At 48.6% G+C, this 14,448-nt stretch carries 17 protein-coding genes and 1 tRNA gene; 12 read left to right on the forward strand and 6 right to left on the reverse strand.

Annotation, left to right across the window (positions count from 1 at the left end):
* Position 1: 1 nt before the first annotated feature.
* Both efeB and phoH read left to right on the forward strand, forming a co-directional pair.
* The gene (gene efeB, locus JQ822_RS03470) at positions 2–1,285 is read left to right on the forward strand and encodes an iron uptake transporter deferrochelatase/peroxidase subunit (RefSeq protein WP_213132290.1); all 1,284 of its coding nucleotides are present in this window, start codon (positions 2–4) and stop codon (positions 1,283–1,285) included.
* A 518-nt stretch (positions 1,286–1,803) separates the two neighbouring features.
* Positions 1,804–2,592 carry a phosphate starvation-inducible protein PhoH gene (gene phoH, locus JQ822_RS03475; protein WP_213132291.1) on the forward strand — a complete coding sequence of 263 codons (789 nt, stop codon included), beginning with the start codon at positions 1,804–1,806 and terminating at the stop codon, positions 2,590–2,592.
* A gap of 192 nt (positions 2,593–2,784) precedes the next feature.
* Here the strand turns inward: phoH and JQ822_RS03480 are convergent.
* Positions 2,785–2,872, reverse strand: a tRNA-Ser gene (locus tag JQ822_RS03480).
* 236 nt (positions 2,873–3,108) lie between these two features.
* Between JQ822_RS03480 and ghrA the strand changes: the two genes are divergently transcribed.
* The 4 genes from ghrA (at position 3,109) to JQ822_RS03500 (ending at position 6,158) form a co-directional block, all read left to right on the forward strand.
* Positions 3,109–4,047, forward strand: coding sequence for a glyoxylate/hydroxypyruvate reductase GhrA (gene ghrA, locus JQ822_RS03485; RefSeq protein ID WP_213132292.1), 939 nt, complete (start codon positions 3,109–3,111; stop codon positions 4,045–4,047).
* 211 nt (positions 4,048–4,258) lie between these two features.
* On the forward strand, positions 4,259–4,996 hold the full coding sequence (locus tag JQ822_RS03490; protein WP_213132293.1) for a phosphatase: 738 nt from the start codon (positions 4,259–4,261) through the stop codon (positions 4,994–4,996).
* A gap of 23 nt (positions 4,997–5,019) precedes the next feature.
* Positions 5,020–5,574: a TorD/DmsD family molecular chaperone gene (locus tag JQ822_RS03495; protein ID WP_213132294.1), complete on the forward strand. Its 555-nt coding sequence runs from the start codon at positions 5,020–5,022 to the stop codon at positions 5,572–5,574.
* Between the two features lie 101 nt (positions 5,575–5,675).
* Positions 5,676–6,158, forward strand: coding sequence for a DUF1097 domain-containing protein (locus JQ822_RS03500; protein ID WP_213132295.1), 483 nt, complete (start codon positions 5,676–5,678; stop codon positions 6,156–6,158).
* 54 nt (positions 6,159–6,212) lie between these two features.
* Here the strand turns inward: JQ822_RS03500 and csgG are convergent, their stop codons facing one another.
* From csgG to csgD, 4 genes are read right to left on the reverse strand one after another with little or no spacing between them, the layout of a single operon-like run.
* On the reverse strand, positions 6,213–7,046 hold the full coding sequence (gene csgG / locus JQ822_RS03505; protein WP_213132296.1) for a curli production assembly/transport protein CsgG: 834 nt from the start codon (positions 7,044–7,046) through the stop codon (positions 6,213–6,215).
* 25 nt (positions 7,047–7,071) lie between these two features.
* Positions 7,072–7,485, reverse strand: a complete 414-nt coding sequence (gene csgF / locus JQ822_RS03510; RefSeq protein WP_213132297.1) for a curli production assembly/transport protein CsgF — start codon at positions 7,483–7,485, stop codon at positions 7,072–7,074.
* A 25-nt stretch (positions 7,486–7,510) separates the two neighbouring features.
* Positions 7,511–7,903 carry a curli production assembly/transport protein CsgE gene (gene csgE / locus JQ822_RS03515; protein WP_016152600.1) on the reverse strand — a complete coding sequence of 131 codons (393 nt, stop codon included), beginning with the start codon at positions 7,901–7,903 and terminating at the stop codon, positions 7,511–7,513.
* Between the two features lie 4 nt (positions 7,904–7,907).
* Positions 7,908–8,558, reverse strand: coding sequence for a biofilm master transcriptional regulator CsgD (gene csgD / locus JQ822_RS03520; protein ID WP_135322390.1), 651 nt, complete (start codon positions 8,556–8,558; stop codon positions 7,908–7,910).
* Between the two features lie 763 nt (positions 8,559–9,321).
* Here csgD and csgB point away from each other — a divergent pair.
* The 6 genes from csgB to JQ822_RS03550 all read left to right on the forward strand — a co-directional run bounded on the left by csgB (position 9,322) and on the right by JQ822_RS03550 (position 13,197).
* Positions 9,322–9,777, forward strand: a complete 456-nt coding sequence (csgB, locus tag JQ822_RS03525; RefSeq protein ID WP_213132298.1) for a curli minor subunit CsgB — start codon at positions 9,322–9,324, stop codon at positions 9,775–9,777.
* 40 nt (positions 9,778–9,817) lie between these two features.
* Positions 9,818–10,267, forward strand: coding sequence for a curli major subunit CsgA (csgA, locus tag JQ822_RS03530; RefSeq protein ID WP_135322388.1), 450 nt, complete (start codon positions 9,818–9,820; stop codon positions 10,265–10,267).
* 60 nt (positions 10,268–10,327) lie between these two features.
* Positions 10,328–10,660 carry a curli assembly chaperone CsgC gene (csgC, locus tag JQ822_RS03535; protein ID WP_213132299.1) on the forward strand — a complete coding sequence of 111 codons (333 nt, stop codon included), beginning with the start codon at positions 10,328–10,330 and terminating at the stop codon, positions 10,658–10,660.
* Positions 10,661–10,810: 150 nt separating this feature from the next.
* On the forward strand, positions 10,811–11,131 hold the full coding sequence (locus JQ822_RS03540; RefSeq protein ID WP_213132300.1) for a type 1 fimbrial protein: 321 nt from the start codon (positions 10,811–10,813) through the stop codon (positions 11,129–11,131).
* A 100-nt stretch (positions 11,132–11,231) separates the two neighbouring features.
* Positions 11,232–11,774 carry an O-acetyl-ADP-ribose deacetylase gene (gene ymdB, locus JQ822_RS03545; protein ID WP_213132301.1) on the forward strand — a complete coding sequence of 181 codons (543 nt, stop codon included), beginning with the start codon at positions 11,232–11,234 and terminating at the stop codon, positions 11,772–11,774.
* Positions 11,710–13,197, forward strand: coding sequence for a phospholipase D family protein (locus JQ822_RS03550; protein WP_446714997.1), 1,488 nt, complete (start codon positions 11,710–11,712; stop codon positions 13,195–13,197). The genes ymdB and JQ822_RS03550 overlap by 65 nt, the downstream gene beginning before the upstream one ends.
* Positions 13,198–13,212: 15 nt before the next feature.
* Here JQ822_RS03550 and mdoC read toward each other — a convergent pair whose 3' ends face one another.
* A complete protein-coding gene (gene mdoC, locus JQ822_RS03555; RefSeq protein WP_213132303.1) occupies positions 13,213–14,373 on the reverse strand; it encodes a glucans biosynthesis protein MdoC in 1,161 nt (386 codons plus the stop codon).
* Between the last annotated feature and the right edge of the window lie 75 nt (positions 14,374–14,448).

Consider the following 14,448-nt stretch of genomic DNA (forward strand, 5'->3'; position numbering starts at 1 on the left):
CATGCAGCAAGATAATGAAAACGGCGTGAGTGAACCATCACGCCGACGTCTACTGAAAGGCATGGGGGCCTTGGGCGGCGCACTGGCGCTGGCGGGCGGCTGTCCGGTTGCGCATGCGCAAAAACCGCAAAGCGCGCCGGGGACCCTGTCGCCGAACGCGCGTGATGATGTGCAGCCTTTTTATGGGCCGCATCAGGCGGGGATCCTGACGCCGCAGCAGGCATCAATGATGCTGGTGGCGTTTGATGTCCTTGCCAGCGATAAGGCAGACCTTGAACGTCTGTTTCGTTTGCTGACCCATCGCTTTGCGTTTCTGACCACCGGTGGCCCGGCGCCAGAAACGCCGAATCCACGTTTGCCGCCAATGGATTCCGGTATTCTGGGAGCTTACATTGCACCGGATAACCTGACGATGACGCTGTCGGTCGGATCTTCGCTGTTCGATGAGCGTTATGGTCTGAAAACGCAAATGCCGAAAACGCTGCAAAAAATGACGCGCTTTCCGAATGACTCGCTGGATGCCGCGCTGTGCCACGGGGATTTGCTGTTACAAATTTGCGCCAATACGCAGGACACCGTCATCCATGCATTGCGCGATATTATTAAGCATACGCCGGACCTGCTCAGCGTTCGCTGGAAACGTGAAGGATTCATCTCCGATCACGCCGCGCGCAGTAAAGGCAAAGAAACCCCGGTCAATTTGCTCGGCTTTAAAGACGGGACTGCTAATCCGGACGGTACCGATGCAAAACTGATGCAAAACGTAGTGTGGGTCACGGCCGATCAGGGCGAGCCTGCATGGACGGTAGGGGGCAGCTACCAGGCGGTGAGGATTATTCAGTTTCGCGTTGAGTTCTGGGATCGCACGCCGCTTAAAGAGCAGCAAACCATTTTCGGGCGCGATAAACAGACTGGTGCGCCGCTGGGAATGCAGCACGAGCATGATGTACCGGACTATGCCAGCGATCCTGAAGGTGAGGTGATTGCGCTCGACAGCCATATCCGGCTGGCGAACCCGCGCACCAGGGCGACGGAGTCTAGCCTGATGATGCGTCGTGGCTACAGCTATTCGCTCGGTGTAACCAATTCCGGTCAACTGGATATGGGACTGTTGTTTGTCTGCTATCAGCACGATCTGCAGCAAGGGTTTTTGGCAGTACAGAAACGCCTGAACGGTGAAGCGCTCGAAGAGTATGTCAAACCGATTGGCGGCGGTTACTTCTTCGCTTTACCTGGGGTCGCAACGGCCGACAACTATCTCGGGCAATCTCTGCTCGAAGCCTGACTCCTGTGCCCCGCGCCTCTGCGGGGCAATTCCTGACAGATTGATGAACGAAAAAACTATTTTTCGTGATGTCTGCTGCGCTGAAATAATTCTGTCATCTCTCTGCAAGAGACTGTATCCGACGATAAGATGGAATTTGGTTAACAATAAGTAAAAATATTGTTGCATTGAGAATAAATTCTGTTGTACTTATAAGTAACAGCGGTAGTTCCCGGCAGTGATAGTCATTCACTATGGAGATCGCGAATGGTAATGTCCTGTATTGGACTGGTATTTCAGAGCATCGATACTCCCTTACGCGGACGCTTATCTTCCGGTAGCCATCTCGTCACCGCTAAATTCCTCTCTCTTCCACTTATCCTTGTTACTGACACCCTATACGGTGCGCGTAGCCGTGTGTGGTGTCTTATCCGAAGGCAAGCAATGGCTTACAAGGAAGCCAACCCTCAGATGTTCGTGCGCATAATCGTGCCGAAGCTGGCGCGTGTGATGTATACCTACAACTCAAGGTGCTATCCATGGGAAGACAAAAAGCAGTGATCAAAGCTCGTCGCGAAGCAAAACGTGTGCTGAGGCGGGATTCGCGTAGCCATAAGCAACGTGAAGATGAATCGGTCACCTCGCTTGTGCAGATGGGCGGCGTAGAATCGATTGGTATGGCGCGTGACAGTCGCGACGCCACGCCAGTCATGGCGCGAAATGAAGCTCAGGCGCACTACCTGAATGCTATTGAGAATAAACAGCTGATCTTCGCCACCGGTGAAGCCGGGTGTGGTAAAACCTGGATTAGCGCGGCAAAAGCAGCAGAGGCTCTGATCCACAAAGATGTGGACCGGATCATTGTCACCCGTCCAGTTCTGCAAGCTGATGAAGATCTCGGCTTCTTACCTGGAGATGTTTCCGAGAAGTTCGCTCCCTATTTTCGCCCGGTGTATGACGTACTGGTAAAACGTTTGGGGGCTTCTTTTATGCAATATTGCCTGCGACCTGAGATTGGGAAGGTAGAAATCGCGCCGTTCGCCTATATGCGTGGACGGACCTTTGAAAATGCCGTGGTCATTCTTGACGAGGCTCAGAATGTCACTGCTGCGCAAATGAAGATGTTTTTAACTCGCCTCGGGGAGAATGTGACGGTTATCGTTAACGGGGATGTGACCCAGTGCGATTTACCTGCGCATGTTAAATCCGGGCTAAGCGACGCTTTGGCCCGCTTTGAAGAAGATGAGATGGTTGGGATTATTCGTTTCAATAAAGACGATTGCGTCCGCTCGGCGCTCTGCCAGCGGACGCTTAACGCTTACAGCTGACAGGTTCTGCGTCTTCAAGGCCCGGGAAACCGGGCTTTGTTTTTATCAGCAGGAGCATTATTTTTGGTGTGCTCCAGTAAATTACCTGTGCCGTATTGAAGTCGTTATTATTTTCATCAATCCGGTTTAGGGTCTGGCCGTGCGACAGGCGAAAAAAAAGCCCGTACTTGCGTACGAGCTCTTCTTCAAATATGGCGGTGAGGGAGGGATTCGAACCCTCGATACGTTGCCGTATACACACTTTCCAGGCGTGCTCCTTCAGCCACTCGGACACCTCACCATATTGTTGTTCCTGCGTTAGCGGAACGGGCGCTAATGTAGGGGAAACACCGCCCCGGCGTCAATCTACTTTTTAAAAAAAACGTGCATTTACACAAACTTCAAGCAACATGAAGCTTAAATAAGCGAGAATTGCTTTTTTTGCCAGCATCCTAAAATTTGCTATTCTGAAGTTCCCTCGGAAAATGATGATTATAAGTGCGAGAAAGTTCCGCATAACACTGTTCAGGAGTCAATATGGAAATAATGTTCTATCACCCGACATTCGATACGGCCTGGTGGCTGAAGGCGTTGGCTAAGGCAATTCCTGGCGCAAACGTTCGTGAATGGAAGCGGGGTGATAACGCGCATGCCGATTATGCTCTCGTCTGGCATCCACCGGTTGAAATGCTGGCGGGTCGTAAACTAAAAGCCGTTTTCGCATTGGGCGCTGGCGTGGACTCTATCCTTAGCAAGCTAAAAGCCCACCCTGAAATGCTGGATGCGTCAATCCCGCTTTTTCGTCTGGAAGATACCGGTATGGGCCTGCAAATGCAGGAATATGCGGTGAGTCAGGTGCTGCACTGGTTTCGTCGCTTTGACGATTATCAGGAGCTCAAAAGCCAGGCAAAATGGCAACCGCTGCAAGAGTATACCCGCGAGGAGTTCGCCGTCGGGATTATGGGGGCAGGGGTGTTAGGGGCGAAAGTGGCTGAAAGTCTGCAAGCCTGGGGCTTCCCGCTGCGCTGCTGGAGCCGTACCCGTAAATCCTGGCCCGGTGTGGAAAGTTTTGCCGGCACCGCAGAGTTGGGGGCGTTTCTGAATCAAACGCGGGTGCTGATTAATCTTCTGCCAAATACGGCAGAAACGGTCGGTATTATTAACGCCGGTTTGCTGAATCAATTGCAGGATGGAGCGTACGTGCTTAACCTGGCACGCGGGGTTCATCTGAAAGAAGACGATCTGCTGGCAGCACTTAACGCAGGGAAGCTGAAAGGGGCCATGCTGGATGTCTACAGCAGTGAGCCGCTGCCGGAGAATAATCCCCTGTGGAAACACCCGCGCGTGGCGATGACGCCGCATATTGCCGCCGTAACGCGTCCTGCAGAAGCTGTCGACTATATCTCGCGCACAATTTTAAATCTTGAGAGTGGGAAAGCCGTAACGGGTCAGGTCGATCGCGTGCGGGGGTATTAATGTCAGCCCGGCCAGCGCCGGCTTTCGACTAAAATACCCGTCATACTTCAAGTTGCATGTGCGTTAGCTACGGTCGTTCACCCGAATCACTTACTGAAGTAAGTGATTCGGGATTTACTCCCTTGCCGCCTGCCTGCAACTCGAATTATTTAGGGTATTAATGGCGGAGATACCTGCTATCCTTGACCAAAAATGACTACAGGAGAGAGTTATGTATCCCGTTGACCTGCATATGCATACCGTCGCCAGCACCCACGCCTACAGTACCTTGAGTGATTATATCGCTGAAGCCAAACGCAAAGGTATCAAGCTGTTTGCCATCACCGATCACGGGCCGGATATGGCCGATGCTCCGCATCACTGGCATTTTATTAATATGCGTATCTGGCCGCGTGTTGTGGATGGGGTGGGAATTCTCCGCGGTATTGAAGCGAATATTAAGAATATTGAAGGCGAAATTGACTGCTCAGGTCCGATGTTTACTTCTTTGGATTTGATTATCGCGGGCTTCCATGAGCCCGTGTTCGCGCCTCATGATAAAGACACCCATACCCAGGCGATGATTGCCACGATGGCGAGTGGCAATGTACACATCATCAGCCATCCAGGAAATCCTAAATACCCTGTCGATATTACCGCCATTGCGCAGGCGGCGGCGAAATATCAGGTTGCACTGGAAATCAATAACTCCTCATTCCTGCATTCACGTAAGGGCAGTGAAGACAACTGCCGCGCGGTCGCCGCAGCGGTACGTGATGCCGGAGGGTGGGTGGCGTTAGGATCGGATTCCCATACAGCCTTTACACTAGGGGAATTTGGTGAGTGCCGTAAGATTCTGGATGACGTGAACTTCCCGGAAGACAGAATTTTGAACGTATCGCCAAAACGCCTGCTGGCGTTTCTGGAATCGCGAGGCATGGAGCCTATCGCGGAATTTGCTGAACTTTAATCGTTATTAACTGGAATACATCAATGAACGAGTTTTCTATCCTTTGCCGTGTCCTGGGATCGCTGTTTTATCGCCAACCGCAGGACCCGTTACTGGTTCCCCTTTTTACCTTGATCGGTGAAGGCAAACTGTCGGCAAGCTGGCCGCTGGAGCAAGATGAACTGCTCGCCCGCTTACAGAAAAGCTGTGACATGCCGCAGTTGGCTGCGGATTACAACGCTCTGTTTGTCGGTGAAGAGTGTGCGGTGCCGCCTTATCGCAGTGCCTGGGTAGAAGGCGCTAAAGAATCCGACGTTCGCGCATTCCTTTCTGCGCGTGGCATGCCGCTGGCGGATACGCCCGCCGATCATATCGGCACCTTGCTGCTGGCGGCGTCCTGGCTTGAAGACCAGTCTGCTGAAGATGAAAGTGAAGCGCTGGAAACGTTATTTACTGAGTATCTGCTCCCGTGGTGTGGCACGTTTCTTGGTAAAGTGGAAGCGCATGCCAGTACACCATTCTGGCGTACTATGGCGCCGCTGACGCGCGATGCACTGAGTGCCATGTGGGATGAACTGCAGGAAGATACAGAAGAGTAAGTGTGATCTTGGTCACCTTATGCTGCAACGCGATTTATCATCTTGCATAAATTGTGTGCGCGATCTCATTACCATGCCGTTTTTCTGCTAAGATGCGCGGCATGAACATACTTCTCTCTATTGCAATCACAACGGGCATTCTCTCCGGGATTTGGGGATGGGTGGCCGTTTCTCTTGGTTTACTCAGTTGGGCGGGTTTTTTAGGTTGTACAGCCTATTTTGCCTGTCCGCAGGGTGGGCTGAAAGGGCTGTGGATCTCAGCGTGTACGCTGCTAAGCGGTGTGGTGTGGGCGTTGGTGATTATTAACGGTAGTGCGCTTGCTCCGCATATGGACATCATCGGCTATGTCATAACCGGCATCGTCGCGTTCTTGATGTGCATCCAGGCAAAGCAATGGTTGCTTTCATTTGTACCGGGTACGTTTATTGGTGCATGTGCAACATTTGCAGGGCAGGGGGACTGGCGACTGGTTCTGCCTTCGTTGGCTGTGGGACTGGTGTTTGGCTATGCAATGAAGAACAGTGGATTGTGGCTGGCGTCCCGCCGCGAAAACCGAGTATCACCCTCGTTGACCAATAAATAATAAAAAGCGTGAGGTTATCCTCACGCTTTTTGCATTGTATCTTCATCGCGAGTATCAGGATTCCGGCGGTACTGATAAATGACGGTATTTAACCAGAATATCGTTATCGACCTGTTTCTTGTCCTGCAAGTCCCATAACCCGCGATCAATCCCATCATTAATCAGGAAAATGACCCCGGTTTCAATGGCTGACATCAGACAAAGCATCACCGGCTCGTTAGAGGTATAACCAATTTCACCTTCCAGAAGACGTTGGTAATCAATGAAGCGGAATACCCCAGCCTGTACTTCATAGGAAAGAATAGTCTTGCTGGTATTCACCGAAGAAAGGATCTCACCGGTGCTGACGTTAACCACACGCAGGTTTACCGCAATCTGATCAAGCTGGTATTGCGTATCTGCACCAATACCGAAATAACGCGCGCCTACTCCACCAGACTTAACATTGCTTTCATAACCGATGATAGACCCTTCTACCATAACGTTCGCGGCGGTCAGAGACTGAAGCGGAATACGGTTGTTCACTGCTACTGTGCCATTTTCCTGTGCCGCACGAATAATTTTTCGTTCGTTAAGCAAGTTCTGCAATCCCTGACGCTCCAATGGTACAAACCAGCGTGAATCCTTCAATGCGGTGACGAGCATAGCCGTGGCGCTTTGCGGTACGGCGGTTGAGAAGTTACTTGCCGGATAAGGTTTGAATTGACCCGTTTCATCCTGAATGTTGTAAACCGACACAAAGATCTTACCCGTAGGCATTGGCAGGTGCGTCAAATCTTTATAGCTTTGGGCACGGGGCATTAATGTCGGTTTAGCGGCTTCTTGTGGCGGGGCGGTTAAGCATCCGCTGAGTAAAAATACTGCAACCAAAGTAAGTAAGCGCTGCATGATTTTTTCCTTTCGTGGCTATATCTTAGAAATCGGCTGACTGTGTTTGTAAACCCGACACTTCTATTGTCGATGTTTTCCCCGTTTTCCTGTCCGTGACATTGAGCTGCAGTTGTCCATCTCGGTTGGCGATATCAATGATAAATTCATTGGTTACCATCCTACCCGGCTTGCCCGTATTAATATTAGTGAGCAGCCCACCAAGAATTTGTGACTGGATAGCTTGGGTAAAGTTATCCAGCGCTGATGGGGTTTCAAAACCGAAATCATCACCACTCGGGTCTTTATATGAGTTTTGCGCCTGCGCACTGTTCAGCAAAAAAGCGCCGTTGTTAGGGTTGCCACCAAAGTTTGGGTTACGGAACTGGAACGTCATGTTTCCGGCCCAACTTAATGGTGAAATTAGCATGAGCAAAACCACTGCATGTTTGACACGCATGAAAGCCTCCGGACAAAATCATTTTTTAGAATTCATCGCGCGCTAAATCGCTCGTGCTTAATAGTGTTTGATCTATTTGCCGGCGATTTAATGCTTCCTCAGTTTCAGCCAGTGCGAAGACTACGATTTTGTCGAAGTCTCTTTTTGTCGGGAATAGAAAAGTCTGGAAGATAACGTCCTGATTGACCGTTATGGTGATCCAACTTCCCCAACGTGCACTGGGCCTTTCATTGATAGTTAAGTTTCCTGTGTACTTACTTTCCCACTTGTCGCTAAATGCACGATAAAAATCATGCCCGATCGAAGAGACAGTGTGGTCGGTTAACAGTCCGGGAACCTCCACTTCTACAGCGGCGTGTAGATTCCCGGCAGCAAGAAATAAATTTGCTGCCACAATCCAGGTCAAATAGCGTTTCATGGCTTTATCGCCTGAGGTTATCATTTGCCCACGAGACCGCCTGCGTACGATTTTTAACAGCTATCTTTTTGAAAAGATTATAAAGATGTGTTTTCACCGTATTTTCACTGATAAACAGTGAGCGTGCGATTTCAATATTTGAGGCGCCGATACGCAGTTTATTAAGGATTTCTTTTTCACGATGCGTGAGTAATGCCGACTCTGTACTGTTGTAACGGTAGTTTCCAGAATGTGTGATCAGGTAGCTGGCGAGTTTTTGCGAAAAGTAACATTCGCCTCGCAAAACACCTTGTAACCCGTTCACCACACGCTGTTCATCTTCTGCTGCGTAAAACACACCATTGATATGCGGCCAGTTTTCAATATCCCGGTAAGGATAATCATCGGGTGTATTCAACAATAACGTCTTTATATTGTTGTTTTTTCTACTTAAGTTATCTTGCCAGTAATGGATCAGTTTTTTATCTGCCTCCATCATATCCAGTAAAACAATGCAGCTGGCGGAAATATCGTCCAGAGAACGTTGAATATTATGTAGTTTTCCGGTGAGCGCCAGCGATTGCTTTAAATGTTGTAATAATGCAGTTGCCTGCAGAGATGGTTTAGTGATCAACAATAATGTATGACCATGAATACTATGGACTTCATTAAACATGATGAAACTCCACTTTTATAGTCGCACACCTGACAGCTGCCTCTACTAAAATAGAGGCACCAGAAGTACTGACAGATGTTGCACTGCTGTGTAGAAATAAAATATCGACCCAAAGGGGTGAAAATATTAAAACAAATGGACTTCAACTGATTTCAATCTAGCTATTACAAATCTTAAAGCAAGTGTTAAACTTGTTACAGGATGTAAATTTATATATTAAAATGTGATTTTAAGGTTTTTATTGAGTTTAGATTTGATAGGAAAGTTGTACATTTTACTGTTATTGCACAGATTTAAAAAATCATACAAATTATATCAATATATTGATTTTAATGATTTTTATTTATGGTTCTTTAGTTTTAGTATTCTAATGATTTCTTAATTCTTTGTCTCAGTTTACGTTGAGCAATTTTCGATAGAAAAAAATGATGTTTGTCACGACTTGCGCCAGTGACTATCTAGGCAACGCGCTGCGAGGCCCTGAATGCGTTGAAGACTGATTTTTTATGATGCTGCATAGAAATGCAATCCCCACGCGGAACAAGAAATAAAATCTATACAGATAACAGCGTTATTGGCTGCTAATTAGTACTTTGGGGTGAATCTGGATATAAAAATACCACTCGTGGGTGAGTTATTTAAAATGTTTCAACGGACATACTCTTCATCGTAACGTGGCGTTAACAAAAATAAGTCACGTTAACAACAAAACTTGAGTGGTAAATAATTTAACTTCATGTACGACCAGGTCCAGGGTGACAACATGAAAAACAAGTTGTTATTTATGATGTTTACAATGCTGGGTGTGCCTGGGATTGCATCCGCAACAAGTTATGATATGGCTAATTCAGAATATAACTTTGCGGTAAATGAATTAAGCAAGTCTTCATTTAATCAGGCAGCCATTATTGGTCAAGTTGGCACTGCGAACAGTGCAAATACACGCCAATCGGGCTCGAAGCTATTGTCGGTCATTTCTCAAGACGGTGCAGGTAACCGAGCTAAAATAGACCAGACAGGATCATATAATCTTGCATATATTGATCAGGCGGGTAGTTCCAATGATGCGAGTATTAAACAAGGCTCTTACGGTAATACGGCAGTTATTATCCAGAAAGGTTCTGGGAATAAAGCAAATATTACCCAGTACGGTACACAAAAAACAGCAGTTGTGGTGCAGAGACAGTCGCAAATGGCCATTCGCGTAACTCAACGCTAATCCATTAGCGACGTTTAAATCAATCCGATGGGGGTTTACCATGAAACTTTTAAAAGTGGCAGCATTCGCAGCAATCGTAGTTTCTGGCAGTGCTCTGGCTGGTGTTGTTCCGCAATGGGGCGGCAATCATCATGGCGGCGGTAATAACAATGGCCCGGACTCTTCAATGAGTATTTACCAGTATGGTTCTGGCAACATTGCGAATGCGCTGCAAAGTGATGCACGTAAATCTGATGTGACCATCACCCAGCATGGTCGTGGTAACGGGGCAACCGTCGGACAAGGTGCTGATGACAGTACCATTAGTCTGAAACAAACTGGCTTTAATAACAGCGCTGACATTAATCAGTGGAATGCGAAAAATGCTGATATTAGCGTGACCCAATATGGTGGTCGCAACGGTGCAGTGGTTAATCAGACAGCGTCTGACTCCAATGTTCTGGTTCGTCAAGTTGGTTTTGGCAACAACGCCACTGCTAACCAACATTAATTCAGTCTTCTGATTGAGAATAAACAGGGCGAAAGCCCTGTTTTTTTTCGGGAGTATATTATGCACACGCTATTACTAATTGCCGCGCTCTCAAATCAAATTACGTTCAATACCACTCAGCAAGGCGAAATGTACACCATTGTTCCTCAGGTTACGTTAACCCAGCCGTGCGTGTGCCAGGTACAAATTCTGTCGTTACGCGAAGGGAAGGGGGGGCAAAGCCAGACACAGCAGAAAACAACGCTATCTTTACCCGCTAATCAGCCGATTGATTTAACCAAACTCAGTTTAAATATTTCAGCTGAGGATTCGGTCAAAATTGTGGTCACCGTTTCGGATGGGCAATCCCTGCATCTCTCACAACAGTGGCCAGATTCATCCAGCCATTCTTGATGTGTTGAAGTATTTGCATAAAGGGTGTGGCTGAGAGCGCATTGCTGTTCTATGAATATAGAAACGTGAATATGTTTTTATCGGGTCGTTAATCGCAGCGGTGAAGGATCATACCGATCTCTCAAGATAGTTAATCATTGAGGAGCCTTTATGTGTACTTTAGCGAACAGAATTCTAAGTATTGGCATAGGTGTTTTTTCTCTTTTTACACTCTCGGTAAGCGCTCAACAAATCTCAAATGGTGGGGTTATTCATTTTCGCGGAGAAATAGTGGAACCACCTTGTGAAGTCAATACCCATCAACAACAGATTGAAATGTCATGTATACGTGACGGTAAGATGCACAGCAGTCGCTTTAACACGCAACAGGTGATGATGGCCCCCCAGAGTGTTAAGCAAATAGCGGCGGTGAAAATGCAATATCTCAATGAGCAGAAAAATCTCGCTATTCTTAACATTGAATATAAATGAATCGTTCTGGCGTAGATATGCAAAGGTATGGTTAAAAATTGAGATTTCCTGGAAAACCCTGCTGTACACTGAGTAGAGGGTGTTTTGTCAGGGGAAATTTATGCAATCGCGTGTTCATGTGTTACAGGGCGACATTACGACGATCGCTGTTGATGTGATCGTCAATGCCGCCAATTCGTCACTGTTGGGAGGCGGCGGCGTGGATGGGGCCATTCATCGCGCTGCCGGCCCTGCACTGTTGGAGGCCTGCAAACAGGTTATCCAGCAGCAGGGAGAATGTCCGACTGGTCATGCGGTGATCACTCTGGCGGGCAATCTTCCTGCGAAGGCGGTGATCCATACCGTGGGACCCGTGTGGCAAGGGGGGCATCATCATGAAGCTGAACGGCTCGAAGAGGCCTATTTAAACTCGTTGCAACTGGCGTTAGCTAATGGCTATCAATCCATTGCTTTTCCGGCGATAAGTACGGGAGTGTATGGTTACCCGCGCGCTGCAGCAGCAGAGATAGCCGTGAAAACGGTGTTGAAGTTTACTACCCGCCGGGCGCTACCTGAGCAAATTTACTTCGTTTGTTTTGATGAAGAAACGGCTCAACTTTATAACAGATTACTCACCCAGCAAGGCGATGATAACCCGGCCTGATATGACGCGACTTGAGCGTGCGATTACTCCTCTTTGCGCCAGCCATCCTGAACTGTGCGGCATTCTTGCGCTGGATGATAGCCTGGACGCGTTCGCTGCCCGCTATCGGCTAACCGAAATGGCGGAACGCTCCCTGGATGTGCAGTATTACATCTGGGAAAACGACATGTCCGGGTTGTTGTTGTTTTCGGTGTTGCTGGCTGCGGCGAAACGTGGAGTTCGGGTTCGTTTACTGCTGGATGACAACAATACGCCGGGTCTGGATGACACGCTGCAATTACTGGATAACCACCCTAATATTGAAGTCCGCCTGTTTAACCCTTTCTCTTTTCGCATATTGCGCGCCGTGGGTTATTTAACCGATTTCGCCCGACTTAACCGCCGCATGCACAATAAAAGCTATACCGCCGACGGGGTGGTGACGCTCGTGGGGGGACGCAATATCGGCGATGCCTATTTTGGCGTCGGTGAACAACCGCTATTTTCTGATTTAGACGTCATGGCCGTTGGACCGGTGGTTAAAGAGGTCGCGGATGACTTTGAACGTTACTGGCAATGCCAGTCCGTTTCGACACTCAAAAAAGTGCTCTCACTGTCTGAGCCAGAGCCTACCCAGCGTATTGATCTGCCAGAGTCCTGGTATAACGATGATATGACTCGCCGCTATCTGAATAAGCTGGAAACCAGCCAGTTTATGGCCAGCCTCGATCGGGGGGCGTTGCCACTGATTTGGGCCAAAACGCGCCTGCTCAGCGACGACCCGGTAAAAGGCGAGGGGAAGGCACCGCGCCATTCGCTATTACCTCAGCGCTTGTTTGATATTATGGGCTCACCCACCGAGCGTATTGATATTATTTCCGCCTATTTTGTACCCACCCGTGCGGGCGTGGCGCAACTGCTTCGTCTGGTGAGAAAAGGGGTAAAGATTGCCATTTTAACTAATTCGCTGGCGGCGAATGATGTGGCGATTGTCCATGCGGGCTACGCGCGCTGGCGAAAAAAATTGCTGCGCTATGGTGTGGAGTTGTATGAACTTAAACCGACACGCGATCGTACCACGGTTGTTCACGATCGCGGATTAACCGGTAATTCAGGTTCCAGTTTGCATGCTAAAACGTTCAGCATTGACGGGCGTAAAGTCTTTATCGGCTCGCTTAATTTTGATCCGCGCTCCACATTGCTCAACACCGAAATGGGTTTTGTGATTGAAAGCGAAACCCTGGCGGCGCTGATTCATAACCGTTTTATGCAGAGTCAGTATGATGTTGCCTGGCAATTGCGTCTCGACCGCTGGGGACGGATTAACTGGGTTGACCGCCAGCAGGGTACTGAGCAGGTGCTGAAAAAAGAACCCGCCACCAGATTCTGGAAGCGGGTATTGGTGAAGCTGGCATCCGTACTACCGATTGAATGGTTGCTCTGAACCTTATCGTGAAAGCTAACCGGCAACTGCCTTGTTTTTGTCCTGCTTAACCGGCGGTTTTCCCGAAAACAGAAACTTCAGCACCGGTATACGTAAATGAATTTCGTACAGTATCACCGCAATCCCGACCACAAACAGCAGTCCGCAGAGAAAACCCAGCAGATTCGATGAGATATATGGCGTGATATACGCGCCGAAAAACAGCGTTAACGGATGGTGTACCAGATAGATAAACAGCGACGCATTGACGAAATAGGTGACGCGCGCAGACTGAAAATTCAATAAGCGATAGCCGAGCGAGAAGACAACGTTAACCATCCACAGTCCCATCACCATGGTTATCACGTATTCGGTTTCGTACATCCAGGCGTCACCGTTGCCGTAGCGTTGGTTAAGCAGGTAGGCCACAAAAGCGATTCCCGCGCCTAGCGTGCAGCCACGCGAGGGGGTGGTGAACAGCGTTTTCAGATTGGAGTTGGTGAACGCCAGCGCGCCGAGCATAAAGAAAGGCACATAAAACAGCGATTGCATGACCACAAAATTAAACATGCCGTCGCTGAGTATAGAAGGGTAGAGGATAAAAATAGTCCGCCTGACGATGGCATACCCCACACCGAGCAAGGCAAAAATCAGCGTTAGTTTCGCCATTGATACCGGGGCGGCGCGGTTTTCCTCTGCGCGCTCCTGCGCTTTTTTCATTTGGGTGAAAACCCACATGCTTACGGTTGTCAACACCACCAGGACCAGTAAAAACCACAGATGAGAAATAAGCTCCCAGGCAAGGGCGTTGTATTTATCGTATCCACTGAGGGTATGCCAGCTGTCTGCTTTTCCCTTCACATATTGCAGCATGATAAATTGCGGCAGGGTGAGCAATGGAATCGCGGTCAACATCGGGATCCCTACGCGTTCAACACGTACTTTCCACCAGCGTTTTAATGGATAACGTAAAAAAAGCATGTAGGAAAAATAACCTGAAATAACAAAAAACACCTGCATGCGAAACGCATGGATGAAGTCGTTAAACAGGGTCAGCCACAACGACGGCTCTGCACTGTTCACGTGCCAGGTGTGTGTGGAATAGATCAATGAGATATGGAATGGGATCCCCAACAACATCAGCCAGGCGCGGATGGAGTCAAGAAAATATTCACGCGGTGGGGGTACAGGGCTCATAGACAGTTACGTATTCTCAGACTTTTCGTCTTATCCCTAAGACGAATAATGGTTACATTCGAGGGCAACCCTACA

It is taken from the genome of Citrobacter sp. FP75, assembly GCF_018342065.1.
GTDB lineage: Bacteria > Pseudomonadota > Gammaproteobacteria > Enterobacterales > Enterobacteriaceae > Citrobacter.

Coding starts and splice junctions, on each gene's coding strand:
- csgG (WP_213132296.1), bottom strand. CDS start 7,046: ATGCAGCGCTTACTTACTTTGGTTGCAGTATTTTTACTCAGCGGATGC.
- csgF (WP_213132297.1), bottom strand. CDS start 7,485: ATGCGTGTCAAACATGCAGTGGTTTTGCTCATGCTAATTTCACCATTA.
- JQ822_RS03550 (WP_446714997.1), top strand. CDS start 11,710: ATGAAGAAACGGCTCAACTTTATAACAGATTACTCACCCAGCAAGGCG.
- csgB (WP_213132298.1), top strand. CDS start 9,322: ATGAAAAACAAGTTGTTATTTATGATGTTTACAATGCTGGGTGTGCCT.
- mdoC (WP_213132303.1), bottom strand. CDS start 14,373: ATGAGCCCTGTACCCCCACCGCGTGAATATTTTCTTGACTCCATCCGC.
- JQ822_RS03540 (WP_213132300.1), top strand. CDS start 10,811: ATGTGTACTTTAGCGAACAGAATTCTAAGTATTGGCATAGGTGTTTTT.
- phoH (WP_213132291.1), top strand. CDS start 1,804: ATGGGAAGACAAAAAGCAGTGATCAAAGCTCGTCGCGAAGCAAAACGT.
- csgC (WP_213132299.1), top strand. CDS start 10,328: ATGCACACGCTATTACTAATTGCCGCGCTCTCAAATCAAATTACGTTC.
- JQ822_RS03490 (WP_213132293.1), top strand. CDS start 4,259: ATGTATCCCGTTGACCTGCATATGCATACCGTCGCCAGCACCCACGCC.
- JQ822_RS03500 (WP_213132295.1), top strand. CDS start 5,676: ATGAACATACTTCTCTCTATTGCAATCACAACGGGCATTCTCTCCGGG.
- csgA (WP_135322388.1), top strand. CDS start 9,818: ATGAAACTTTTAAAAGTGGCAGCATTCGCAGCAATCGTAGTTTCTGGC.
- csgD (WP_135322390.1), bottom strand. CDS start 8,558: ATGTTTAATGAAGTCCATAGTATTCATGGTCATACATTATTGTTGATC.
- efeB (WP_213132290.1), top strand. CDS start 2: ATGCAGCAAGATAATGAAAACGGCGTGAGTGAACCATCACGCCGACGT.
- csgE (WP_016152600.1), bottom strand. CDS start 7,903: ATGAAACGCTATTTGACCTGGATTGTGGCAGCAAATTTATTTCTTGCT.
- ymdB (WP_213132301.1), top strand. CDS start 11,232: ATGCAATCGCGTGTTCATGTGTTACAGGGCGACATTACGACGATCGCT.
- JQ822_RS03495 (WP_213132294.1), top strand. CDS start 5,020: ATGAACGAGTTTTCTATCCTTTGCCGTGTCCTGGGATCGCTGTTTTAT.
- ghrA (WP_213132292.1), top strand. CDS start 3,109: ATGGAAATAATGTTCTATCACCCGACATTCGATACGGCCTGGTGGCTG.